At 38.5% G+C, this 25278-nt stretch carries 26 protein-coding genes and 3 pseudogenes; 16 read left to right on the top strand and 13 right to left on the bottom strand.

The genetic code is table 11. The features are described from left to right. Positions 1-163: 163 nt before the first annotated feature. Genes MBUR_RS00440 through MBUR_RS00430 form a run of 3 tightly spaced genes read left to right on the top strand, consistent with a single transcriptional unit; the run spans position 164 to position 1959 of the window. Positions 164-499: a DUF5518 domain-containing protein gene (locus MBUR_RS00440; RefSeq protein WP_011498270.1), complete on the top strand. Its 336-nt coding sequence runs from the start codon at positions 164-166 to the stop codon at positions 497-499. A gap of 30 nt (positions 500-529) precedes the next feature. After that, the gene (gene sfsA, locus MBUR_RS00435; protein WP_011498269.1) at positions 530-1273 is read left to right on the top strand and encodes a DNA/RNA nuclease SfsA; all 744 of its coding nucleotides are present in this window, start codon (positions 530-532) and stop codon (positions 1271-1273) included. Between the two features lie 59 nt (positions 1274-1332). Beyond that, complete coding sequence (locus MBUR_RS00430) at positions 1333-1959, top strand: class I SAM-dependent methyltransferase (RefSeq protein ID WP_011498268.1); 627 nt, start codon at positions 1333-1335, stop codon at positions 1957-1959. Between the two features lie 189 nt (positions 1960-2148). Here MBUR_RS00430 and MBUR_RS14015 read toward each other — a convergent pair whose 3' ends face one another. The 6 genes from MBUR_RS14015 to MBUR_RS00415 form a co-directional block, all read right to left on the bottom strand. Next, positions 2149-2301, bottom strand: a complete 153-nt coding sequence (locus MBUR_RS14015) for a hypothetical protein (RefSeq protein WP_198003761.1) — start codon at positions 2299-2301, stop codon at positions 2149-2151. A gap of 96 nt (positions 2302-2397) precedes the next feature. Next, positions 2398-4689, bottom strand: coding sequence for an ATP-binding protein (locus MBUR_RS00425; RefSeq protein ID WP_011498267.1), 2292 nt, complete (start codon positions 4687-4689; stop codon positions 2398-2400). 127 nt (positions 4690-4816) lie between these two features. After that, positions 4817-5086 carry a hypothetical protein gene (locus MBUR_RS12730; RefSeq protein ID WP_052286161.1) on the bottom strand — a complete coding sequence of 90 codons (270 nt, stop codon included), beginning with the start codon at positions 5084-5086 and terminating at the stop codon, positions 4817-4819. Positions 5087-5278: 192 nt separating this feature from the next. Next, positions 5279-5446, bottom strand: coding sequence for a hypothetical protein (locus tag MBUR_RS14665; RefSeq protein ID WP_198003759.1), 168 nt, complete (start codon positions 5444-5446; stop codon positions 5279-5281). Further along, positions 5409-5591, bottom strand: coding sequence for a Glu/Leu/Phe/Val dehydrogenase dimerization domain-containing protein (locus MBUR_RS13220; protein ID WP_269479048.1), 183 nt, complete (start codon positions 5589-5591; stop codon positions 5409-5411). The genes MBUR_RS14665 and MBUR_RS13220 overlap by 38 nt, the downstream gene beginning before the upstream one ends. A 417-nt stretch (positions 5592-6008) precedes the next feature. Beyond that, entirely contained in the window at positions 6009-6227 is a 219-nt protein-coding gene (locus tag MBUR_RS00415; RefSeq protein WP_048063108.1) for a hypothetical protein, read from the bottom strand. Positions 6228-6482: 255 nt separating this feature from the next. Here MBUR_RS00415 and MBUR_RS00410 point away from each other — a divergent pair, with 255 nt between their 5' ends. From MBUR_RS00410 to bcp, 5 genes are all read left to right on the top strand, one after another. Next, positions 6483-7205 (top strand): ABC transporter ATP-binding protein, encoded by a 723-nt coding sequence (locus MBUR_RS00410; protein WP_011498266.1) that lies wholly within the window; start codon positions 6483-6485, stop codon positions 7203-7205. 19 nt (positions 7206-7224) lie between these two features. Further along, on the top strand, positions 7225-8472 hold the full coding sequence (locus MBUR_RS00405) for a COG1361 S-layer family protein (protein ID WP_011498265.1): 1248 nt from the start codon (positions 7225-7227) through the stop codon (positions 8470-8472). Between the two features lie 4 nt (positions 8473-8476). Beyond that, positions 8477-9691, top strand: a complete 1215-nt coding sequence (locus MBUR_RS00400; RefSeq protein ID WP_011498264.1) for an ABC transporter permease — start codon at positions 8477-8479, stop codon at positions 9689-9691. A gap of 15 nt (positions 9692-9706) precedes the next feature. Continuing rightward, complete coding sequence (locus MBUR_RS00395) at positions 9707-10921, top strand: ABC transporter permease (protein ID WP_011498263.1); 1215 nt, start codon at positions 9707-9709, stop codon at positions 10919-10921. A gap of 85 nt (positions 10922-11006) precedes the next feature. Next, complete coding sequence (gene bcp, locus MBUR_RS00390; RefSeq protein ID WP_011498262.1) at positions 11007-11489, top strand: thioredoxin-dependent thiol peroxidase; 483 nt, start codon at positions 11007-11009, stop codon at positions 11487-11489. 69 nt (positions 11490-11558) lie between these two features. On the opposite strand, the pseudogene MBUR_RS14590 reads toward bcp, so the two are convergent. Then, positions 11559-11804, bottom strand: a pseudogene (locus MBUR_RS14590) (MFS transporter); the annotation flags it as partial. Continuing rightward, on the bottom strand, positions 11753-12784 hold the full coding sequence (locus tag MBUR_RS00385; protein WP_011498260.1) for an MFS transporter: 1032 nt from the start codon (positions 12782-12784) through the stop codon (positions 11753-11755). The pseudogene MBUR_RS14590 and the gene MBUR_RS00385, both read right to left, overlap by 52 nt. A 475-nt stretch (positions 12785-13259) precedes the next feature. Here MBUR_RS00385 and MBUR_RS00380 point away from each other — a divergent pair, with 475 nt between their 5' ends. From MBUR_RS00380 to MBUR_RS00370, 3 genes are read left to right on the top strand one after another with little or no spacing between them, the layout of a single operon-like run. Further along, positions 13260-13994, top strand: a complete 735-nt coding sequence (locus MBUR_RS00380; protein ID WP_011498259.1) for a hypothetical protein — start codon at positions 13260-13262, stop codon at positions 13992-13994. Between the two features lie 29 nt (positions 13995-14023). Next, positions 14024-15292 carry a radical SAM protein gene (locus MBUR_RS00375; RefSeq protein ID WP_011498258.1) on the top strand — a complete coding sequence of 423 codons (1269 nt, stop codon included), beginning with the start codon at positions 14024-14026 and terminating at the stop codon, positions 15290-15292. Beyond that, positions 15270-16043, top strand: a complete 774-nt coding sequence (locus tag MBUR_RS00370; protein WP_011498257.1) for an alpha/beta fold hydrolase — start codon at positions 15270-15272, stop codon at positions 16041-16043. The genes MBUR_RS00375 and MBUR_RS00370 overlap by 23 nt, the downstream gene beginning before the upstream one ends. Here the strand turns inward: MBUR_RS00370 and MBUR_RS13645 are convergent. Both MBUR_RS13645 and MBUR_RS14235 read right to left on the bottom strand, forming a co-directional pair. Then, positions 16038-16175: pseudogene (locus MBUR_RS13645) on the bottom strand (IS4/IS5 family transposase); the annotation flags it as partial. The gene MBUR_RS00370 and the pseudogene MBUR_RS13645 sit on opposite strands and share 6 nt — an antisense overlap. 50 nt (positions 16176-16225) lie before the next feature. Beyond that, positions 16226-16567: pseudogene (locus MBUR_RS14235) on the bottom strand (ISH3 family transposase); the annotation flags it as partial. A 349-nt stretch (positions 16568-16916) separates the two neighbouring features. On the opposite strand from MBUR_RS14235, the gene MBUR_RS14230 reads away from it, so the two are divergent. The 5 genes from MBUR_RS14230 (at position 16917) to MBUR_RS00345 (ending at position 23302) form a co-directional block, all read left to right on the top strand. Then, the gene (locus tag MBUR_RS14230) at positions 16917-17099 is read left to right on the top strand and encodes a hypothetical protein (RefSeq protein ID WP_232222177.1); all 183 of its coding nucleotides are present in this window, start codon (positions 16917-16919) and stop codon (positions 17097-17099) included. Further along, positions 17017-17979, top strand: coding sequence for an APC family permease (locus MBUR_RS00360; protein ID WP_232222170.1), 963 nt, complete (start codon positions 17017-17019; stop codon positions 17977-17979). Before MBUR_RS14230 ends, MBUR_RS00360 begins: the two co-directional genes overlap by 83 nt. A gap of 12 nt (positions 17980-17991) precedes the next feature. Further along, a complete protein-coding gene (locus MBUR_RS00355; protein ID WP_011498254.1) occupies positions 17992-19293 on the top strand; it encodes an APC family permease in 1302 nt (433 codons plus the stop codon). 254 nt (positions 19294-19547) lie between these two features. Next, the gene (locus MBUR_RS00350) at positions 19548-21974 is read left to right on the top strand and encodes a plasma-membrane proton-efflux P-type ATPase (protein WP_232221918.1); all 2427 of its coding nucleotides are present in this window, start codon (positions 19548-19550) and stop codon (positions 21972-21974) included. A 419-nt stretch (positions 21975-22393) separates the two neighbouring features. Next, positions 22394-23302: a right-handed parallel beta-helix repeat-containing protein gene (locus MBUR_RS00345; RefSeq protein ID WP_011498252.1), complete on the top strand. Its 909-nt coding sequence runs from the start codon at positions 22394-22396 to the stop codon at positions 23300-23302. 113 nt (positions 23303-23415) lie between these two features. Here the strand turns inward: MBUR_RS00345 and pyrI are convergent, their stop codons facing one another. The 3 genes from pyrI to MBUR_RS00330 form a co-directional block, all read right to left on the bottom strand. Beyond that, complete coding sequence (gene pyrI, locus MBUR_RS00340; RefSeq protein WP_011498251.1) at positions 23416-23895, bottom strand: aspartate carbamoyltransferase regulatory subunit; 480 nt, start codon at positions 23893-23895, stop codon at positions 23416-23418. Then, complete coding sequence (gene pyrB / locus MBUR_RS00335; protein ID WP_011498250.1) at positions 23892-24818, bottom strand: aspartate carbamoyltransferase; 927 nt, start codon at positions 24816-24818, stop codon at positions 23892-23894. Before pyrB ends, pyrI begins: the two co-directional genes overlap by 4 nt. Positions 24819-24906: 88 nt before the next feature. Further along, complete coding sequence (locus tag MBUR_RS00330) at positions 24907-25266, bottom strand: DUF5788 family protein (RefSeq protein ID WP_269479047.1); 360 nt, start codon at positions 25264-25266, stop codon at positions 24907-24909. Positions 25267-25278: the final 12 nt, after the last annotated feature.

The following is a 25278-nucleotide window of genomic DNA, read 5'->3' as shown; positions in this document are numbered from 1 at the left end:
TATACGTTAACGCTGTAAACTTTATATATTATACAAAACGGCTATGTACACAGTTCAATCTTGTTGTATTTTCCTTTTTTTAGAATAGGGCTACAATGTAAATATGATGTCAATATAGGTAGCTACAATTCCATTAATCTTAATAATAGAACAAGGTGTCTGAATGAACATTATTAAAGGAGCTCTTATAAGATCTATCTGTACTTTAGTTCTTTACATGGTACCGGTCTTAAATGCACTCTCGCCGTTTTTTGGAGGATATGTGGCAAAAGAAGGTAGTATTGGCGGTGTCAAGGTTGGATTGCTTATGACCTTGTTATTTGCTGTACCTGGAGTTCTGCTCTCAGGTGTTTTTGTTGCCTTAATGTCTGAAATACCAGTAATTGGTACAATTTTAGCAGGTTCGGGTATTATTATTACAATTGGCATCATAATCTATACTGCGATCTTTGGTATCATTGGTGGTGTTGTTGGTGGTGTCGTGGCTGATGATCGATAACTTTTTTCTTATCATTTAAGGTGTCCTTTGATGGTTCGCAATGATCTGGTAATGGAGATCCCATGGGATATTGAAGCTACACTTCTGTCAAGACCTAACAGGTTTCTTGGCATCGTGGAAATGGATGAATCTACATCTTCTGGACCCTTTCAGGAGAAAGTTCATATTCATGATCCTGGCAGACTTGAGGATCTACTTTATCCCGGGAACAGGCTTCTTTTGAGAAAAGCTACCAACCCCAAACGTAAAACAGGGTGGGATGTAATTGCTGCAAAGGCTGATGATGGGTGGATATTGATAAATTCCATATTTCATCGCAGAATCGCCGAATGGGCAATAGCAAATAAGGTGTGTTCTTGTTTTGAGAATGTACTTGAGGTCATACCTGAACAGAAGTTTGGAGATAGTCGTCTGGATTTTTTGTTGAAGAAAAGTGATACTGAACTATGGGTGGAAGTAAAAGGGTGTACACTTATCTATGGTAATACTGCCACTTTTCCTGATGCTCCCACTACAAGAGGGAAAAGGCATGTGGGGGAGTTGAAGAAGGCATTGGAAAGTGGATCTGAGGCACTTATACTGATCATCATTCTCCGAAAAGATGCTTTATGTTTTAAAGCGAATGCGAGTATTGATCCTGATTTTGCAGAAGTGTTCAAGGATGCTGTAAATGCAGGGGTGCAAGTATGTCCTTTAGTATTTGGTTATGAGGGAAGGGAACTATTCTATAAGGGAATGGTTCCTTTATGCACTGAAGAATACAATTCCATTTAATAATTGATGTGTTTACAAATATAATTCCGGTTAATAATGTTACTTTAGGAGTGTTAAAAATGAATGTTAAGGAAACGGTCAGGATACATTCCAGGCCAACAGGGGAAGAAGGCAAGGAGATTGGTCTGAAAATGAACGAACATCATTTTAAGCTATGGGGATGGGGACTCAATCATGTTAGTGTTGAACCTGACTCCAGCATACTTGATGTTGGATGTGGCGGCGGTCGTGCTGTCAGCATCCTTGCAGAACTTGCAGAAAAGGGCAAGATCTATGGTGTCGATCATTCACAGGATATGGTGGATCTTGCTACTGAATACAACAGTAAGGAAATAGGCATTGGACGTGTGACCATCATGGAGTCCTCGGTCTCAGAACTACCGTTCCCGTATGATAAATTTGATCTTGTGACCGCATTTGAAACCTGCTATTTCTGGCCGGACCTTGAGGAAGGTCTAAGGGAGATCAAGCGTGTTCTCAAAAAAGGTGGTACGCTTCTGATCGTCAATGAAATGTACGACCATGAACTTTTTGCTGAGCGTAATACTCCTTATAATACTGCAAAAGGAATGAACATCTATTCTGCTGAAGAATATAGGAAAGCCCTCAATAGTGCAGGGTTTTTAGCTGTTGAGATTGATGAGGTTCCTGAGGACAATTGGATTACCGTTGTAGCAAAGAAATAATATCTCCCTGATGTTCACAGGGTATGGGACAGTTGTAAAGATGCCCTTCAATTGATGATATTTCAAGGGTGTCTGGTTAAAGTCGATGATATTCTCGAAGATCTTGATATCATCGAACTTGATATTGTTCTCTTTTATGTAAAGTTGCAGATAAATTTCAAAGTCAATTTGAAAACGAATATCGACTTGTTATGACTTCGTTTTTTCCATTTTCCTCAAAGCCATCCAGACGATTATTCCTGAGAGTACTATAGGCATGTCTTGAAGGATAAAATGATCTATGTTCGCAACATACAGTGGAATGATGAAGACCATCATTCCGGTTGCAAGGTCCTTAAACACTTTTGATAATTGTAGTATGTACGGCTAATGGTCAACAAGTTGTCTTGTTTCAGGTATATGCTCATTTATTTGCAATGAATACAATACAAATTATCATTACTGTTCATTATTCCGTCCTTCTATCCCATTTATTGGAATGGTGAATGTGAATGCACTTCCTTTGCCCATTTCACTATCTACCCATATATTTCCTCCGTGCATTTCAACAAAGTTCTTGACAAGAGCAAGTCCCAGTCCGGTGCCCTGGTATTTTCTTGAAGCCGCGGAATCTATCTGCTGGAATGGTTGAAAAAGTTTTTCGATGTTTTCCTTTTCGATTCCAATTCCATTATCCTTTATGCATATTTGCATAAGTTTGTCATCAAAGATCGCTTCTATGGAAATGGTACCATTCTCATTAGTGAATTTAATAGCGTTACTTAATAAGTTGTATAGTATCTGCTTTATTTTGATTTTGTCTGCATTGATCAATGAAAGCCTTTTATCGATATCTGTGATTATTTCAATCCTATTAGTTATTGCAAGTGGGTTCAATAGTATCACTATATCTGATATCATGCTACTTATCGCAAACTCGTCATAATGTAGTTCCATCTTTCCGGACTCTACTTTTGAGATGTCGAGAATCTCATTGATAAGGCTTAACAGGTGCTGACCACCAGTCAGGATATTACTGATGTATCTTTCTTGTTTATTATTAATGTCTCCGATGGTCTTTTCTAGAAGAAGTTCCGAAAAACCGATGATAGAGTTCAAGGGTGTCCTTAGCTCGTGGCTCATGTTAGCAAGGAATTCACTTTTTGTTCTGTTTGTGGCTTCAGCATCCAGTTTAGCCTGAATTACCATGTCTTCTGCTTTTTTCCTTTTAGTTATGTTAACGATTATTCCGTGCAGGTATTTTGTATCACCGTTTTGATCGGCATGGGAAAGAGTCTGTTCCTCGACCCAGAATATCTCTCCTGATTTAGATATTATCCTGTATTGGCTGATGAAATTTGGAACATGCCTTTTCAGACTTTCTCCAAGTCTGTCTTCTACACGGCCTACATCATCAGGATGGATTATGTCTGCATAATCCATTTGTTTTGAGAGAAAATCATCAGCATTGTAGCCGAATTGAGTTATATTCTCAGAAACAAGCTCCACAGGCCAGCCTTTTTCATTTTTCCACTTGAACACAGTTACCGGGCTATGTTCTATGATGTTGTTCATCTCTTCATTAAGTTCGTGTGACTTTTCAAGATTGCGAAGGAGTTCGTTCAGGCCAATTGGGATCCTTTTGAGATCGATCCCTATCTTTGTATTTGCTCTGACTTTTAGGTTCCCATTCAATGCAGAATCTGATATTTGTTCGAAGTCATCTACAATATCTTCGATCCTTCTGTTTATCGTATTGGCGGTTAGGAACGCGACAATTCCCATAAACATAATTGCGAGCGCTGAGAATAATGCAAGTTCATTCCTTAAAGAAACAACTCCCGCAAGCATTTCATTTTTAGGGACTACAAGTACGAATGAATAGTTTCCTTCTGTCAATGGTTCATAATAAATGACCACTTCTTTTCCAGTAGTAGAATCAATTGTCTCGATGTGTCCACTTTTACCGTCTTCGATATCTTTTGACATTTCATAGACATTGCCATCGAATTCGCACAGGGAGTTGTTACCTATCCAAACCTTCTCGGTAGGGTGTGTCAATATCACCCCTTTGTTGCTGCTAAGAAAAGCATAACCCGAATCAAATATGGTGATGTCGCTAACGATATTGTCAAGATAGTTCAGTGATACATCAACTCCACTTATCCCTATGAACTCGTCATCAGAGAATATGGGTGTTGAGTAGCTAATGATTATTTGATCATCGTACCAGTAAGGTTCAGTGATCACATCGGTCTTTAATGATTTTGGTAATGCGTAATAATCAAATTCTTCGTAGTCCTGCAAAGGATCTAATGTTAAGGAACCATTTAATTTGTTCCAGTATGGGATAAATCTGCCTGTGGAATCATGAGCAGAAGTGTTGGCATATTCTATATCTTTCCCATCGAATGCATTGGGTTCAAAACAGGCATATGTTCCAATAAGTTCCGGGTTCTGAACAAGAATTTCCCGAAGGACCATATTTGCTTTATCTCTGTCTCGCTCCGTATCAACTGTCATTGAATAAGCGATTGTTTTCCCAATGCTATGGCTTCTTATCATATCACTGTTGAACTGATTGGCATATTTTTTTGCTGTCTCTACAGAATTTAAATATGCATACTCTTCGTGTTGAGCTGTTGAAGCTGATATAATAAGTGAACTTGATGCTATGAGCACAAGAAATGTTCCAATAACGATGTAAATGATCAGTCGTTTTCGGATGGGCATATTTTCGAAATAGTTCAATTTTGTTCCCAGTTTTAATTTTATTTGTTTATTTGTTTATTTATTTATTTATTTATTCTATTATTTGGAATCTATATATAATTATACTCATCATCATAATTGCAATTATTTAATACTTGTGCAATCATTAAAGAGTGCCGCGCAATCTTTCAGCTTCCAGTATCCTTTTAATGGCAAGTTGTAGTGCTGTTCTTCTCATACTGCCTTTTTCTTCGCAATATATTGGATATACTTTTTCAAAAGCTGTCATCATCTTGTGTCTCAACTTTTCGATTATTTTCTCTTCTTCCCAGTAATCCTGATTGAGGTTCTGTATCCATTCAAAATAACTAACAACAACATACCAGTATGGAACGCCCGAGCAGGATCTGGCTTGCTTCGATCGAGGTGGGTGCATTTGCAAGTTCAAGGATTATTTTTGCTTTAATGCTGTTTCGTTTTCAAGATCGATCTGACCTGAAAGTGCTGCTGGAATAAGTACGGTACAATCCGAAGTGATCAATTATTTGTTGGTTATTTCGATTGCATCAGGATAATCCACCAAGCGACTTGTCTTGGCTTTGTGTTCGACAACAGCTGGGATCTCAAGTCATTTTCCACAGAATATTCCACTGTTTGAATCACTGATCGCACAAACTTTGTATCCCTTTTCATAAAGAAGACGGGCTGCATTCTTGCCTACATTTCCAAATCCCCGTACTGCGATCTTGATGTCTGATCTATAGTTTAGTAAGAACTGCTTCGAGGATATAGACACCCCAAAGAGCTGTTGAATACTTCTTCACTTTGGTGGGGCCACGGGCATCGTTGTATTGAACTCTGTGTCCAATGAATATCTTTGTTTTTCCTGAGTTCATACGTACTGGGAAATGAACTGAGAATGAGTGTCTGGGTGTGTCCAGAATGCCTACTTATTCTATTTTCATTCTAAACGTTCATGGATACTTTCCATTTCTACCTGGCATAGTTTACAAGTCGATGAACTATCCGAATGAATACGTTCTAACTTATTATTTGACAAGTTCATCCCTCCATTCTGTATTGATAATTTGTATATGATAGTTAATATTCTTTTTCAAAAATTGCGTAGTGTGAAATTTGCAGAAAAGTAAGGGTCCTTAAAGAAAGAATATGGCACTAATTTTTAGCAACATGTGACCTTTTGCTAAAACATCAATTTATTTGGTGGGGCGATGCTTGCACTTTTCTTCGGAACCTTTGGTGCAGTAGCTTATTTTTTCATTGGCAGGAAATAAGTTCCCTGCCTTTTGTTTATTTATAATAGAGGTCCGTTGGACTAAAGGATAACAAAGGACCGTTCACTGTTTTTTTAATCTGGGTGCAAGCTCCCTTGGGATCCTTTTGTATCCCATAAGGTAGATACCAAGTATCATCAGGATGAACGACTGGAAAGATGTTATGTTGCTGTTCGAAATGTAGGGTATGCCAATTCCAAATAGATTGTTCAAAGCAGAAAGTAAGAATACGAATCCAATTATTTCGCTTATGATGTTTTGATTCTTGTCGATTATCCCCATAGTTGATCTCCATTACTGTTGACGGAATTTGCTGTTAAATGTTGGTCTTTTGGGTTAATAAAGGTTCGGCTTTGTAGATGTCATTAAAATGACTACTCCGGGGGTAATTTTCACGATATATGCTAACTCTTAAATATGCATAGACTCAATATTTCTATTAAGTTATTGGTGTGTGTAATCCCTGTTTATATTTTAGTTATGTTATATTAATCGTAGAAAACATTGAGCTATTTATGGTCCTTTAGAGGTGACTGTTTGAAAACTATAGAGAACCCGGAAAATGATGATCCTGCTGTTGTAAGAGCGAATGACGTTTGTCGTTCTTATCAGGTAGGTGATATGATGGTCCCGGTTCTTAAAAATGTGAACCTGGTTGTTAAAAAAGGAGAATTTGTAGCCATAATGGGTCCTTCGGGTTCAGGTAAAAGTACACTTATGAACCTGATAGGTTGTCTGGACCGGCCTACATGTGGTAGCGTTTCATTAATGGGAACTGATGTGAGCACAATTTCTGATGACGAACTGGCAAGACTCCGGGGGCTGGAAATTGGTTTTGTGTTCCAGAGCTTCAATCTTGTTCCGAGGCTGACAGCACTTGAGAATGTAGAACTTCCGACCTATGCCAATAGCAGGCCAGGTGTTGATACTCGAAAACGTGCAAAAGAGCTTCTGGAATTGGTGGGGTTGGAAGACCGAATTAATTACCGTCCAACTGAACTTTCAGGTGGTCAATCTCAGAGAGTGGCTGTTGCACGTTCGCTGATAAATGATCCCTCTCTGATACTGGCGGATGAGCCTACCGGAAACCTTGATTCAAAAACCGGTAAAGAAATCATGGACCTGTTCACCGAACTCAACAAAAAAGGGCGTACTGTTATAATGATCACACATGATCCTAATCTTGCAAAAGTATATGCTGACAGGGTGATAAACCTGAAAGACGGATATATCGAAGACCGTATTGATGTTACTAATTGATAGAAAGGTGGAGTATATTGTGAAAAACTATAAAAGACCAATCGGAATTCTGGTATTGTTAATGGTATTTTTTGTTGCTTTAGCTCCCATACTTGCCGGTGCAGCCTCTTCCAGCAGTACATTAAGGGCAGACCTCTTGAGGTACGATCCTTATCCTGCAGAAATAGGTGCTTACGTGGATGTATGGATAAAAGTTGAAAATTTTGCATCCGGGACTGCTGAAGATGTTACAATAAAGATCGAACCTGATTATCCTTTATCACTGGATTCAGAAAGCAATGCCATGGAAAATTTCGGCATATTACCTCCTGACAGGGCTGCTATCCATGCATATCGTCTTTATGTGGACGATGGCGCAAAGGCAGGTACAGGAAGTTTTGACATATTGTATCGTTCAAGTGATGAATCCTCCTGGCAAGAAAGCACTTTTAATATCAAAGTAGGCTCCACCACTTTTGATAGCAAAGGTACTGTTGCACTCTCGAATATAATCGCTTCACCTGAGGTATTTATGCCCGGTGATGAGGGTAGTGTTAGCTTTACCCTGACAAATACTGCTCAACAGAGTACGATCCTTATTGATGATGTGAACTACGATACTTTTGCAAGGGTACAATCCGCAACACTAACAGGTACTGATATGATCACTGTTACAAGTCAACCTTATGAAGGCAAGGGTGTGCTTGGACCGGGAGATTTCGTGCAGGTTACTTATAATATCAAGGTAAGTGATTCCATAGAAGATGGTACTTATTTCCTTGATCTTGTCATGATAGGTAACTCTCACTCTTTTAATAACAACTGGATGGTACCTGTTGTTGTGGAATCCGCGTCTGTGAAGGTAATTCCCTCCATGCCCCTTGTTCTGGAGAATGGAAAGGCGAACCTGGAGTTCGATGTTGCGAACATCCATCCAAATGCACTATCTTCTGTGCTTGTAGAACTTGAAGCAGATGGTGTGGACTTCCTTCCGCAGGAATATTTTGTTGGCTCAATGGACTCGGATGAACTTTTTACCATTGAGATCGAAGCACAGGCAGAAGACCCTGATAAGACCGGTCCGGTGAACCTTACTATCAATACGAATTACAGGAATGGTCTGAATGAACACGATGAAGTTGTCGTGACACGTGTCCTTACATTGAAACATGTGGATGAGGACAATGATCACACTACACTTATTGTCCTGTTGGCTGGAGTTCTCATTGTAGTTGCTGCTTATTACTTGTACCGCAAGAAAGGTCTAAGGATATCAATGGAAAGCTGAGATCATGGTAAAGTTCTCACACGCTGTGAAGATCGCACTTGGAAGCATACGTAGTGCTAAGATACGCTCTGCCTTGACCACACTTGGTATTATCATAGGTGTGGCTGCTGTCATTGTGAACATTTCATTGGGTGTGGGTTTTAGCCAGAACTTTGAAGATGACATTGGAGCTGTAGGCTCTAATTTCATTGTTGTTTTCACGCAAAAGAACAATGTATTCACTGATAACCAGCTTGAAGTTGTAAGGAATACTCAGGGCGTTGAGGCGGTGTCTCCTGTCAATGGACAAATAGGTACTCTCACGTACCAATCTTCGAGTCGGAGTGCTACAATAAATGGTGTCAGTTCCGAATATGAGGAAGTCGGAAACATTGTCATGGAGAAGGGTCAGTTCCTGACCGATCAGGACCAGTTCGTTGCTGTGATAGGTTCGGATATAGCATATGATAAATTTGAAAGGAACCTTTCTGTAAAGAACTCCATCAATATTTCCATTAATAATATCGAGGGTGGCGTAAGCACCCGTAAGTTCACTGTGAAGGGGATCGTTCAGGACCCTGATGCTACTTTTATTTCTCCCGAGGTAGACCCAAGGGTCAGGGTGTTCATTCCTCTTGGTGTGATGCAGGAGATGCAGGGTGTGAGCGATATTGGTGGTTTCTTCATAAAGGCTGAAAGTCTTGAAGTACTGGAATCTGTTACCGATGAGGTCGATGAGAACCTTGCAAGATCTGTTGGTGTGCCCAGTCGTGATATCGATAATGAGGACACTAAACCCTATGTGATCTTTAGCCAGCAGGACATTCTTGAACAGCTCAATCAGATATCCACTGCACTAACCTCGATATTGACAGTTATTGCACTGATAGCCCTTCTTGTTGGTTCCATTGGTATCACTAATATCATGCTCGTCACGGTCACTGAAAGGACAAAAGAGATTGGTATCCTTAAGTCTCTGGGATTCACTTACAGGGATATTCTAACGCTTTTTGTTGTAGAGGCAGCCATTATTGGTTTTTTAGGTGGTATCTTTGGTGTTATCCTGGGATTTATAGCTTCTTACTTCGTAAATCAGTACATAGATGTGCCGTTCGTCTTCCCGATATCTCTTGTCTTCCTGGGATTTGGGATCGCACTTTTTGTTGGGGTCGCAGCAGGTGTGTATCCTGCCAATAAAGCGGCTAAAATGGATCCGGGGGAATCATTGACCTATGAATGAAAAAGGTGGTCCGGTATGCTGAAGTTTTCACAGGCTCTGCATCTATCAATCGGTAGTATCAGTAGCTACAAGCTGCGATCGGCATTAACAACTCTTGGTATAATCATAGGGATAGCTGCTGTTGTTGCAAATGTATCTCTTGGTGCAAGTTTTAATCAGTTCTTTGTTGATGAGCTTGGGTCTCAGGGCTCGAACTTCATTGTCATCTATAATGAGGACATCAATCTATTCTATGACAATCAGCTTGAAGCTATAAGGAACACTCCAAAGGTCGAAGGTGTTTCACCTATCCGGCAGCAGTTGGCGGGTGTTACTTATATCAGTACTATCAGACAGATCGATATACAAGGGAGCTCGGCCGATTATGAAAAGATCGGCAATATACAGTTGGAGGCTGGGAATTTCTTTTCGGATCAGGATAAGTATGCTGCTGTATTGGGTTCAGATGTTGCATACGAAAAATTCGACCAGAAGATATCATATCGCAATTCTATCGATATTGAGTTCATACGCAGGGATGGTACACCTGTAGAACACAGTTTCAAAGTAATTGGTATCATTGATAGCCCCGATACTACTTTTATACAGACCGGTGCTGAATCCGATGTAAGGATATTCATTCCCATAAATACGATGAACGAGATGCTGGGAATTGAGGATTATGGAGGATTTTCAATAACAGTTGAAGATGCTGAGTCGGTACGTCCTGTTTCTGATGAGATCGATAAGAAGATCGCCAGAAGCCTGGGAGTTTCTGAAAGGGAGCTTGATAATGAGGATGTAAAACCTTATACTATATTCAATCAGGCTGACATTCTTGATCAGCTTGATGAGCTCTCAACTGGTCTTACCTCTCTTTTTATCTCAGTTGCACTTATCTCATTGATAGTCGGTTCCATTGGGATCATGAACATTATGCTTGTGACAGTTACCGAAAGGACGAAAGAGATCGGTCTGTTAAGGTCATTGGGTTTTACGAGGTCAAATATACTTTCCCTTTTTATCACAGAATCAATAATACTCGGGCTTATAGGGGGGATCTTGGGAACTTTTCTGGGCTTGGTCGGCTCTTATGCTGCAGTGACCATCCTTGGTCTGCCTTATATTTTCCCCATGTACCTTTTTGTTCTGGGCGTTGGAATAGCAGTTGGTGTAGGGCTGATCGCAGGTGTCTATCCTGCAAATAAAGCTTCAAAGCTTGACCCTGTGGATTCTTTAAGAAAGGGCTGATGTGAATCATATCTTATAGATGGATCATTTTATTCGTAGATGGTTTTTTGTAGCGGGATGTCTAAAATAAATGTGAGGTGCAAAAATGGCTAAAACATCACTTTCTGCAGGGGAAAAAGCCCCTAATCTTTGTCTACCGGATTCTGAAGGCAATGATGTAACTTTAAATGATCTTAAAGGAAAATGGGTAGTTCTTTATTTTTACCCACGTGATAACACATCAGGATGCAGCATAGAGGCCATGGAATTTACTAAGCTCAAAGATGATTTCGAGAAAGAAGGTGCATTTATACTTGGTGTCAGTAAGGACAGCCAGGCATCACACAAGAAGTTCATTGAGAAGAAAGAACTTGGAATTACCCTTCTTTCAGATGAGGGTACTGAGTTACAGCAAAGCTATGATGTGTGGCACCAGAAGAAGATGGCAGGTAAGGAATATATGGGTACTGTCAGGACAACCTTCCTAATCGATCCTGAAGGGAATCTCGCGAAGGTATGGGATAAGGTCAAGGCTAAAGGGCATGCAATGGAAGTACTAGATGAGCTGAAGATGATTAAAGCGGAATGATTCATTCGTTCCTTCTTTATCATTTTAACTTTCCTTGTTTATCTTTCTGTCTCGTCCTGTATTTTCTTTTCAAAGGAAAGCATTCTGAAGGACAGCAGGAACAACGGTGTAAATGATCACTGCAGCTACTATGAAAGCCCTTCCACCAAATATTTCGTAGAAGAATCCTCCTAAGATCAGTCCTAATATACTGGCAAGGCTTGAAAAACTGCTGGCAAATCCCTGTACTGCACCCTGATTATTTTCTCCGGCAATTTTTGAGATTATGGACAGGATCGAAGGCCACATGATGCCGTTACCAAGTGCAAAGAATGCAGCTGCAAGATATGTAAGGGCAACGTTCCCTGATGCAAGTAGGACAAATTTGTACCAAGTACAACACTTCCGGCTATGGCAAGGTGAACATCTGAATACTTCTTCACCGCTCGGCTAAGTATGGGTCCCTGTACTATTATCATCAGTATCCCAAGTACTGAGAAATATATCCCCATTTCAGCAACGGTCCATTGAAGGGATCTTATGGCATGAAGCGGAAATGCTGTATAGAATATATTAAATCCAAAAAATATCAGGAAATATAAGAGCAACATGTATGGTATGTTCTTTATTCCTATCACTTCTCTGAAACTGATCTTCTTTGTCGTTCGTATTTTACATTGCCTTGATTCCGGTAGATATAGCAGTATTACAATAGTTCCTACCAGGGATATGAGGGCAGCAGCAAGTACTGGAATCAGTTCCTTATAGATTGTTATGCTAAGCAGCCCTGCAAGGCCCGGGCCGATTATGAATCCAAGATTTGTGGAAATAGACATTTTCCCAAAGTTCTTGTTTCGGTCCTTTTCTTCAGTTATGTCGGCAAGGTAGGCATTTGCTACGGCTATATTTCCTCCTGTAAGCCCGTCAAAGCTCCTTGCTATGAAAAGGATGAGAAGTGGAATTGTGATGATAAATGTCCCAAGGACTGCGGAATCCACCTCAATAAGGGTTTTCAAAGGAGTGAAAACTGCGAACAGAAATATTATCCAGGACAATAGTGTTCCTGCTTGTGTTATGAACAAGATCTTCTTTCTTCCGTGAATGTCAGACCAGCGTCCCAGTATGGGAGCCCCTATTAGCTGGAAAGCCGGATACATGGCACCGATGAATCCGTAAACAATGGCATTTCCCCCAAATTGATCCACTAGAAAGACAAGAAATGGAATGACTATACCAAAGCCAAGGGCATCGATGAAGCTGATAAGAAGTAAAGGAAAAAGTCTCAGCTTTTTTTGTTCACAGTCATTTTGATCCATCTATATTTAGTATCTATTTTCATTTATTTATAGATTCTATGTTTCAGCTCTGTACTTGTAGACAACTCCACATTGACGATAAATTTATATAGTGGATCTTCCCTTACAAAATTCTGGCTCTGTAAAAATCCTCAATATTTGGACAATAATCAAATTTAAAAATATTATTGTATTTCGTTTCCAATATTTACATTTCATTCTTCACTAACAAAAGATCAATTCTAAATAAAAATTCGTAATTTCAAGTTAAATTTATGGCCAAAAGCAGGGTTTCGTATCTATTTTTGGATTATTGAACGTTTTAATCAATATAATGACATATTCTATTATTCGGTATACTATTATACTTTTTTAAATTATAGTAGAAAATAAATACGATTCCAATTATACTTAAGTTATAATGTAGAGTCACTAACTTAAGTAGCATAGAAATAAAATAGTTATGACTGAAGTAGAATAATGGGTAGGTGATATAATGAGTGAAGGAAAGGGTAAACTAAAGTATTTAGTTGCAGTGGTTTTTATCTTGATAATAGGTAGCGCATTTTCAGTATATGCAAGTTTTTCATTGATCAGTCCTAAAGATCTGGGGGTTGAATATACCCACGAGGATTATCTGAGTGCTTTGGAAAAAACTGGTATGGAAATAGAATATAATGGGTTAACTGGTGAAGCATTAGAAGAACATAAAAAAAATGCGCCAAAAGAATCAATTAATGATTATAATTTTGAATTCTCAGAATATGAAAGAAAAGAATTTACTTTAACTGCAGAGGAATCAACAGCTCTGCTAAATGAGATCGCACCTGCATTTTGGTGGTTTGATGATCTGCAAGTAAAAGTTTCACCTGATGGGACTATGGAAGGATCGAGTACGGCTGATATAAAAAGGCTTAAAGCTGATCTATATTCAGATGTTGTAGATGATGTCCCTATTCCGTTACCAAATACCTTAAATATCTATAGCAAAGGACAGATTAGCATTACAAATAACCAATTGAGTGCACAACCGGAATCATTCAAGCTTGGACCTGCTTCGCTTCCAACTAAATACATGTCTGACGAAAGCGTAAGTGTAATGGAAGATTACTTCCCTAGAATTTATACGGTTGTTCCGGGTCTTGAGATCAATAGTTTAACATCGAATTCAAATGGTGAATTTGTTTTTGATGGAGTTATTCCTCAGAAAGTCTCTGTAACTGAAAAGTAAGGATTGGAGGAGTGCAACTGAAACATTTAATGGTAAATGGAAAAAAGGAAGAAATTCCTCCATTTCCGCATCACAAAGCTTACATCTATAGGTGTAAGCAATTCTTTTTAGCGAAAAGGCTAACGACTCATTTGACCATGGGCAATTTCGTTACCTTAAAAGAGCTATATAATGGATTTAAAAATAAAAGTTCTATTCCAAGAGTTCTTCTTGTTGATCCAACCAGTGACTGCAATTTGAAGTGTAAGGGTTGCTGGTCCCAAGATTACGAAAGTGGCCATAATATTTCATATAAAAAGTTTGATGATATATTAGATCAAGCTGAAAATTTAGGGATAATGGATTGCTTAATGACAGGTGGCGAACCTCTACTAAGGAAAGAAGATATCCTTAAATTATGCAAAAAACATGACAAAATGACATTCGGAGCATTTACGAATGCCACTTTGATCGATGAAGAATTTGCCGATGAAATGGCTAAATTAGGGAATTTAAATGTTTTTATAAGTATTGAAGGGACGAAAGAAGAGAATGATTTTAGAAGAGGGGCGGGTGTTTATGATAAAGCGATCAGATCTATGGATATTTTGAAGTCCAGAGAGATTGCATTTGCTTTTTCAGCTTGCTATCATTCTAAAAACTACAAAACCATAGCTAGTGATGAATTTCTTGATTATATGCGCGAAAAAGGTGCCTGGTTTGGGTGGTTATTTCAATATATTCCAGTGGGAAGTACTGCGGATACTTCTTTGGTATGTACTGCCGAACAAAGAGCATATGTCCAGGAAAAGATCAGGGATTACTGCGTAAAACACGACTATGTAATTATTGATTTTTGGAATAATGGTCACTTAGCGTTTGGTTGCCTTGCTGCAGGCATTGGTTTTGTTCACATTAATGCTAAAGGGGACGTTGAACCCTGTGCATTTTGTCACTATTCAGATTCAAACATACACGAAGTATCACTTGCTGAAGCTCTCAGGTCTAAATTTTTCACTGCATTCAGGGCTGCACAACCATTTTCACAAAACCCATTAAGACCCTGTCCGTTAATAGATAATCCTCAGGCAATTATTGATGTGGTTAATGAAGGGGATGCGAGATCGACCCATTTGTCCAATCCGGAATCACCTGAGGATCTTGCAAAGAAAAGTTTTGAAAGGGCTGAAGAATGGGGGGAAAAGGCCGATGAACTATTCAAAAAAATGCCAGAGCATAACCAAAAAAACTTCCCTAAATTTTTGAAGTACCTTGCATTTAAGAAAGGAATAACCGATGGCAGAAGAAAAAAGGTTTGATGCCGAAGTTTACTATACGGGTGATTCTGTTGAGTGGATTACTTTTATTCATGGTTTTGGAGGCAGTGCAAGAACCTGGAAGAAACAAATAGAATTCTTTTCAAAACATTATAATCTGCTTGTGCTGGAAATGCACAAAAATAAAATAAATGAAGAACTTAACCTTGATAATGTATGCATCTTTATAAATAATACATTAGATCACTACAAAATTAAAACATCTCATTTTGTAGGCTTTTCTTTTAGTTCACTGATATGCCTGCGATTTGCTGTACTCTATCCTGAAAAAATAAATTCATTGATAATGGGTGGGGGTATCATCAAATTCAACATAAGAACAAGATTTTTACTTTTTTTAGCAATAAAATTTAAAAAAATTATCAATTATATGATTCTTTACAAATTTTTTGCTTACATAATTATGCCCAAACAAAATCATAAACGTTCAAGAGCTATCTTTGTAAATGAGGCAAAAAAATTAGGCTATGACGAATTTTGTAAATGGGTGGATCTTGTTCCCCAAACGAAAAAAAGTTTAACATGGTTAGATGAATTAAACAAAGATATCCAAGTCCTATATGTTTCAGGAAATGAAGATCATCTTTTTTTGAAAGACACTTTGAGGCATAGTAAGAAAATAAGCAATTCTCAAGTCGAAATAATTGAGCATTGTGGACACGTATGCTCAATTGAACAATATGATAAATTTAACAACATCGTATTTAGATACCTAAATTCAGTAGTTCTTTAATTTGATTTCTTTCACCTGGTTTCTATATTTCCTTGCTCTAAGACATTTACCATATTCTCTTTTCAATACTGAGAACATCGTTTCAACCAAATTACGTCTATGATATATTTTATCATTAAAATCGTATCGCATACCTGACCAGAAACAAACCTCAAGATATCCCTAAGTTAATCTTTTTCAATAGTATAATCAATAGCAAAGTCATGCTTTTTCTTTTGTTTGAGAGTTTCGAGTGATGATTGTAAGAGTATTTTTGTATTGTGTTCAATGAGTTGATCCAACTCGATTTTTTGTAAATGGTATCTCATTGATGTTTCATAAGGAATCTTATGATACTGTTTATGAATTGAATGAATTGAATGAATTGAATGAATTGAACGATTCCATGTTGCTGTGCCAAGAACACTGGCAAATAGATCTTTGCAATTGAGAGAACCATTGATTGGAATATGGATATTGTCGAGAAGAGGCTGTAAAACAGTTTTGATGCACTGGGTTGGAGTTAGTTCTAGTCGAGGTAACATGGAGGGGAATTTTCAACCATATCTAAATATGCCGTTTGATGTGGATTTATGGGGTTAAGTAAAAATTAGAGAACTATTGAAATTTTAGTTTTATTGATTTCGTTATCGAAAATAAAAAAATATGTTTATTAACGGAATAAAAAAACGATTCATGTGTGTTTTTATCAAAAACGTATGGTCACTTCGCAAAATTTATATAGTATATTAGTAATAATTTGTAATGTGGAGCTAGAATATGCGTTGAACAAACTGAACTCCACAAAAGCCAAAAGGCAATGTTATGTTTGCTTTGATTATGTGAAAAGTTTGCGTATTTTGCCTTTCTGGAAATAAATCAAAGAGGTAATCTATGAAATTAAAAATACTTTTAGGACTCTTTCTATTGATTAGTATAATAGGGATGGGAGCAGCAGTTGAAGAAGATTCAACTGATGTACAATTCGAAAATATTGAGTACACAACATATTATTATACTTCTGATATGGCATTATCATATTGCCACGGCGATAATTGTCATTTTTACAGCTATTAATTTTATAGGTGCAAAAGCTGTTGGCAGGTCGGAAATCTTAATGGTTTCAATAAAAGTAGGCATTCTCATGCTTTTTGCTCTTGCTGGCCTGTTTTTTATAAAGCCTGAGAATCTGGCAGTTATGAATTTCCCAAAAACTCCAAATATATTATATGGTGCAGGAATTGTATTTCTTGCTTACCAGGGCTTTGGATTAATAACCAATGCTGCAGAGGATATGGATGATCCCAGGAAAACCCTTCCCAAAGCTCTATACTTGAGCGTATTAATTGTCATATGCATTTATGTTCTCGTAAGTCTGGCAGTAATCGGAAATTTGTCCATATCCGAAATCTCCACTGCCAAGGACTATGCCCTGGCAGCAGCGGCAAAACCTTTTTTGGGCCCAATAGGGTTCAAAATAATGGCAATAGCTGCTCTTTTATCAACTTCTTCAGCTATAAACGCATCTCTTTATGGTGGTGCAAATGTCAGTTACTTGATTGCTAAAGAGGGTGAATTGCCCGGATTTTTTGAGAGGAAAGTATGGAAAAGAAGTACAGAAAGCCTCTTTATTACTTCAGGTCTGGTCATTCTGTGCACAAATCTCCTGAATTTAGAAAGGATTGGTATGCTGGCAAGCGCTTCTTTATTAGTGATATATATAGCCGTTAATACTGCTCACCTGCGTTTGTCCGGGGAAACTGGTGCAAAGCCCTATTTGATATGGGCATCCCTTTTCAGTAGCCTCATCTTCTTCGGGATTCTTGTATATTATGAACTTATACACTCAATAATAACGTTAATTGTATTTGCAGTCGTCCTAACTTTATGTTTTATTGTAGAATGGGCTTATAGAAAATACTCTAGAAGAATATTAAAGACTCGAACGCTTATATGATGAGGTTAGCTTATGAATGATGTATCTTCTGAGAAATCTATAGGATATTTGTCTGCAGTTTCTATAGGCATTGGGGGTATGGTTGGCGGGGGTATCTTTGCAGTTCTTGGCCTTGCTGTTGAGATTGGAAAAGGTGGAACACCTATTGCATTTGGACTTGCCGGCATAGTCGCATTGATCACATCATATTCATATGCAAAACTATCTGTTAGATATCCTTCAGAAGGAGGAACTGTCGAATTTTTGAATCAGGCATTTGGTTCAGGGTTGGTTACAGGAGGGCTAAATATTCTTCTATGGTTAAGTTATGTTGTGATGCTCTCGCTTTATGCCTATGCTTTTGGAAGCTATGGTTCCACGTTTTTTCCCGATTCGATGCAAGCGGTCTTAAGACATGTACTCACCAGCATTATTATTGTATCATTAACTGTGGTGAATATTGTTGGTGCAAAAGTAGTTGGAAAATTGGAAACGTGGATTGTTGGCTTTAAAGTTGCTATTTTGTTAATATTCATTGGTGTAGGTATATGGAGTGTTAAATCCCAGCCGTTTCAACCAACAATTAGTTCTAATCCACTTCAGCTTGTAGCTGGAGGTATGATTATTTTTTTGGCTTATGAAGGGTTTGAACTGATAGCAAACACCGCAAAGGATGTGAAAAATCCTGGAAAAACACTTCCTTGCGCCTATTATTCAGCAGTTGTCTTTGTTATTGTACTTTATGTATTAATTGCTTTTATTACCGTTGAAACTGTATCAATCGATTCCATAATACAAGCTAAAGATTATGCTCTTGCTGTAGCTGCAAAACCTTTTTTGGGAAATTTTGGTTTCAACCTTATTGCAGTTGCAGCCCTCTTGTCTACAGCTTCAGCTATTAACGCAACTTTGTATGGTGCTTCACGTGTGAGCTTTACTATTGCCAAAGATGGGGAATTGCCTGAAATATTGGAAGAAAAAATATGGAATCGACCAATTGAAGGCCTATTGATCACCTCTGCTCTCACATTGATTGTAGCAAATACATTTAATTTAGCCAGTATCTCAATAATGGGAAGCGCTGGATTTTTGTTAATCTTTGGAGCTGTAAACGCTTCTAACGCTTGCCTGTATCAGAAGACAGCAAGTTACAGATGGATTTCAATAACAGGGATCATTGTCTGTTCTATTGCACTGTTTACATTGATCTGGTACACTTTGAACAATTCCCCAAAAGATATTTTCATATTGGCCTTTATGCTTTGCTCAGCATTTGCCATCGAAGCAATTTATAGAAGGTTTACAGGCAGGTACATAAAGAAAATCCATGAATGACATAATCTCTTTACTCCAAAAGAACATTAAAGATGATAAGGGTACGAAATAAAACTAATAATATGTAAAGTAGCTTTTCCATCAACTCTATATATCAATACAAGTTTAAATTAAAATAATACAGGTAGTGTGAGTAACCAGTTGTTCAAGATCATTAGAATTTGCTGGAAAACTCGATTTTATTCACACAAGTGTACTCTTTGATAAAATAGGTACAAGAGAACAGAATTATCATGGTTCAAACCTTCATAAGCATGGAAGAAGCAAAGAACGCAACCATAAATGAATTGTTAGAGAAACTCTCATCGAGTGAAATAGGAATTTCTGCTTCAGAAGCAGAAGAGCGATTTCAGCAATATGGGCCTAATGAGATCACTGAAAAGAAAACCAGCTCAATTGTCAAATTCTTAAGCTATTTTTGGGGACCCATTCCCTGGATGATCGAGATTGCAGCAATCCTATCTGCAATCCTCCATCGGTGGGAGGACTTTTTGATTATCTTTTCGCTGCTGATGTTAAATGCCATAGTCGGATTCTGGCAGGAACACAAAGCAGACAATGCTATTGAATTGTTAAAACAGAAATTGGCCGTGGAAGCACGGGTGCTCCGCGATAACAAATGGCTTGAAGTAACTGCTCGCGAAATAGTGCCGGGGGATGTAATTCGCCTCCGCCTAGGTGATATTTTACCCGCGGATGTTAAACTCATAGGTGGAGATTATCTGCTGGTAGATGAATCCACGTTGACCGGTGAATCCCTCCCTGTGGAAAAGCATGTTCTTGATGTTGCATACTCCGGTTCCGTTATCCGCCAGGGTGAAATGGATGCATTGGTAGTTGCCACTGGAATGAGCACATATTTCGGTAAGACCGCTAAGCTGGTGGAAGAAGCCAAGACCCAAAGCCACTTCCAGAAAGCTGTCATCAAGATCGGCGATTACCTGATTGCTTTTGCTCTTGTACTTGTAGTCCTGATCTTTTTTGTGGTGCTCTATCGTCATGAAAGTATGCTGAATTTTTTCCAATTTGCGCTGGTACTAATTGTGGCAGCGATACCAGCGGCCCTGCCAGCAGTTCTTTCAGTCACAATGGCAGTAGGCGCGATATCTCTGGCTAAAGAGGGAGCTATCGTTACCAAACTTGCTGCTGTCGAGGAGATGGCTGGAATGGATATTTTGTGTTCAGATAAGACGGGCACCATTACTAAAAATGAGGTAGTTCTAGCCGAAGTAAAGCTCTTCAACGATTTTATAGAAAAGGATGTGCTTCTTTTTGCCAGCCTGGCATCAAGAGAAGAGGACCAAGATCCCATTGATAATGCAATTGTTACGAAAACCAAAACCATGCAGGAGGTTGCCGAGATAATTGGTAGCTACAAGGTAGTTGCGTTCAAAGCTTTTGACCCCGTTTCAAAACGGACAGAAGCTACAATAGAACATACCAATAGCAATAGTTTCAAGGTAACTAAGGGGGCACCTCAGGTAATTCTGTCTCTTGTAGACAGCAAAGATATATCCAGTGCACAGGTTGATGAAGATGTTAACAATTTTGCTGCCAAAGGATATCGGGCATTAGGTGTTGCCAGAACCGATGATGAAGGAAACTGGCATTTTGCCGGTCTTATTGCCCTTTACGATCCACCCCGCGAAGATTCCAAAGAAACCATCAAAAAAGCACAATCCATGGGTGTGAATGTCAAAATGGTTACAGGTGATCACCTCGCTATTGCTAAGGAGATTTCCAAACAAGTAAACCTAAACCCAGAAATCGTGCTTGCTACCTCCTTTCTGGATATGCCTGACAGGAAAGCACAGGAGGTTGTTGAAACCGCAAATGGTTTTGCCCAAGTTTTCCCAGAGCATAAGTATCATATTGTTGAACTACTACAGCGCAAGGGCCATATTGTAGGTATGACGGGAGACGGGGTCAATGATGCACCAGCCCTAAAAAAGGCCGATGCCGGTATTGCTGTTGCCGGTGCTACGGACGCAGCCAAATCCGCTGCTGATATCGTGCTAACAAAGCCCGGACTTTCCGTCATTATCGATGCGATCAAGGAGAGTCGTAAAATATTCCAGCGGATGAACAATTATTCCATCTATCGTATTGCTGAAACAATTCGCATACTGCTTTTCATAACTCTTTCCATCATCGTATTTCAGTTCTATCCCGTTACTGCATTAATGATAGTTTTGTTAGCACTTCTAAATGACGCACCAATAATGACCATTGCTTATGATAATGTCAAATATTCCGATATGCCGGAAAAATGGGATATGCGAAATTTATTAAGTATGGCTACTATACTTGGAATAATTGGGGTTACTACATCATTTGGAATCCTTTACATCGGCTTACATATTTTTCAGTTAGATCATGAAGTTCTCCAGTCTTTTATCTATCTAAAGCTTTCTGTAGCTGGCCATTTAACATTGTTTGTAGCAAGAACAAAAGGTCCCTTTTGGTCAGTAAAACCAGCATTGCCCCTATTTATAGCGGTTATAACTACGCAACTTATTGCCACTATAATTACTGTTTATGGAATTTTACTTCCTGCAATGGGTTGGAATCTAGCACTTTTTGTTTGGGCATATGCATTGGTGGCTTTTATTATAACTGATTTTATAAAAGTTCGCGCCTACAAATTACTTAACCACACAGGGATAAGATTTCATAGGTAAAAAAAGATGATTATAGTAAACTCGTGACTTTTGCATAATATACTACTGGCGAATGATACTCAAAACCGTCGATTTCCCATAAGTAAAGATCATAATGGATATTGCAATGTTATATTGGTTTCCTCCGAATTCCCCTAATAATAATGTATTATAAGTTCTAGGTACTTCCCCTATGCCTTAAAAGAACTAATTGAATTATTATGATATTACTTCTATCTTTTAGAGATTATTTATTCTAAAGTTAGATTTTTTATCTGATTGACATAATCCAGAATCTCTTGATGTGAAAGTAAATTATACTGAAAAGAGAATTAAAATCCAAATTTATTACCGTGTGTTTTTTACCGTCTTCTTACCATATGAATTAATCATGATAACATATTTGGTGTTATAATCCTTTTTAATATGGGTGATGGTTAATGGCAGGGAGATATAAAATAATTCGTTTTGTAATAATATTCATTTTTTTGACAATGATTACAGGTGCTGCATCAGCTGCTACTATTACTGTAGATGATGATAGGGAAGCAAATTATGCCAATATACAGGATGCTATAGACAATGCAAATTCTGGAGATATAATTCTTGTTAACCCAGGCACCTATAGAGAGAATGTCAACGTAAACAAACCATTAACAATAATCTCAAGATCCGAAAACCCCAATGATACTGTGGTTCAAGCTGGTAAAAATAGTCATGTTTTCCATATAACATCAGATAATGTAACCGTCATAGGTTTTAAGATAACGGGCACTCATGGCCCTACAAAAGCCGGAATTTATCTCGATGGAGTTGAAAAATGCACAATTGCCAACAACATTTTATCAAAAAATGAGGATGGTATTGGCCTCGTTTCTTCCAGTAACAACACTCTGATCAATAACAATATAAACTCGAACAGTTTTGAGGGCATCGATCTTGAGCGTTCAAGTAATAATGAGCTGAGCAATAACACTATAAGCTCAAACATATGGAATGGAATCTTTCTAGAGGCATCCAATAACAACAGATTTAGCAATAACATCATAAATTCAAACCACTTGAATGGAATTTCCTTTATTAATTCCAACAACAGCAAGATCAACAATAACACTATAAATTCAAACGGTCAGAATGGAATCTTTTTGGATATATCCAACAACAATACACTAAATGATAATTTTCTATTAAACAATAGCAAAGGAATAAGGGCAGATTATACTGAAAATCATATCTACGATAACCATATCAATGATAGAGAAGTCCCTGGAATACCATTTGTCAACACTTTAATTACTACAATCATACTTGGAATCTGTTGCATGTTCATAAGGAAAAAACAAAAATAAAGAATGTGCATGAGTCTCTAAAAGATTGAGGCTCTGGAAAAATCCCCCACATCTGTTTTCATGGCTGTGTTTCATCAGATATAGAGGATTTCTACAGAGCCAAGATATGAGCATCAGAGCAGATGCTCTCCTATATCATCGGAAATGATGCGTTCGCAATATGAACAGCGAAGAATCGTCCTTTGCCCATTGGAACTCACAGCGAACTTAGAGGTCACAGGTTCATTGCTATTAGAGATACAGTTCGGATTTATACACCTGACAACGCCCTCGATTTGTGAATGGATATGAACAATATCTTTATCAGATACTTCAAAATCCCTTATGATATTGATGGTTGCATTAGGAGCTATCAGGGCGATCTTATCGACTTCTTCGACATTGAGTTCCCTGCCTTCGATCTTGACGACATCTTTTCTGCCATGGACACTGGGTGCGTTGATAAGTACACTTACGACCCTTGATGAGGAAGTTGGTATATTCAATATCTTAAGAACGTTCAACGCCTGTCCGGCATTAATGTGATCTATAACAGTACCATTCTCAATGGGATGTACACGTATCTCACGTATATGTTGATCATCACTGCTCATTCCAATGCCCCCATAACAAGTGCAAGAAGTGCCATCCTGATCGGAACACCATAGAATGACTGTTTGAAATAACACGCATGCTTAGTATTGTCCACCCTTGGATCGATCTCATTCGTCCTCGGGAGCGGATGCATTACCTTCAGTTCAGGTTTCGCTTTCTCAAGAAGTTCAGGACTGATCAGCAGACTATTAGCTACTTTACGATACTCTGCAGGATCTGGAAAGCGCTCTTTCTGGATCCTTGTAACATAAAGCACATCCACATTTTCAATAGCATCCTCTATATACTCGATCTCAGTAAGTTTTATATTCCTGCTCCTAAGGTCCTCAATGATATCAGCAGGCAAGCGCAGCTCCTTTGGAGAAACAAGGGTGATCTCCGCACCATAAAGAGAAAGAGCATAACACAATGAATGGACCGTTCTGCCATACTTAAGATCCCCCGCAAGAGCGATCTTCAAGCCATCCAGATGGCTTTCCCTGCGTATGGTATAAAGATCGAGGAATGTCTGCGTAGGATGATGCCCTGCACCATCTCCCGCATTCAGTATGGGGACTGAGGAGAACTCGGAAGCAAGTTGTGCAGCACCTTCCTTGTTGTGTCTGAGAACTATCGCATTAGCATAACCATTCACCACACGAATAGTATCAGCAAGAGTCTCACCTTTTGCAATTGAACTCGCATCTACCGAACCAAGGCTTAAGACATCCCCACCAAGACGCATCATTGCAGTCTCAAAGGACATACGGGTTCTTGTGCTTGGTTCAAAAAACAGTACCCCCAGTATTTTGCCCTTTAGAAGATCAGACTTCGTCTTGCCTTTGGCTATCGGTTCAAGCATTTCTGCAGTATTGAGGACATGATCGATCATATCCCTTGAAAAGGATTTCATCGAAATGATATGCAAATCTTTGAAGCTCATTCACCATGAAGAAGAATTGCATGAAATATAATGTTTGCCTATGATAGTTATAATAAAAATAAAATATTGATATGATATCCAGATGGAATCATTCAGCAAGTTCCGCTCGGAACTTCATCCAGCCCTTTACATCTTTAACTGTACACTTCATAGCATCTTCCTTGAATTTAGTCATCCGCTCAGGACCGGGCAATTCATCGATCTCTTTCAGGTCCATGACAGCTCGCAAAAGACCCGCTGTTTTGTCAAATATCCCTTTTGCTTCCTCAAAGGTCATAGTTTCAGTTTCCAGGACACTTTCAAATGACCGAGCTTTCTTAGAAAGAGAAACAATACAATGCTCTATTTGTTCCTTATCTTCATCGTTCAAATCTGGCTTATTGATAAGTTCCCATGTGATCTCATGAAGCGGGAACATTTTCCCATTGAACTCAACCTCATCAGGAATTCATTCACCACA

Source organism: Methanococcoides burtonii DSM 6242 (assembly GCF_000013725.1).
GTDB lineage: Archaea > Halobacteriota > Methanosarcinia > Methanosarcinales > Methanosarcinaceae > Methanococcoides > Methanococcoides burtonii.
The sequence above is the reverse complement of the archived record's forward strand: the minus strand, read 5'-3'. Positions and strand labels throughout refer to the sequence as shown.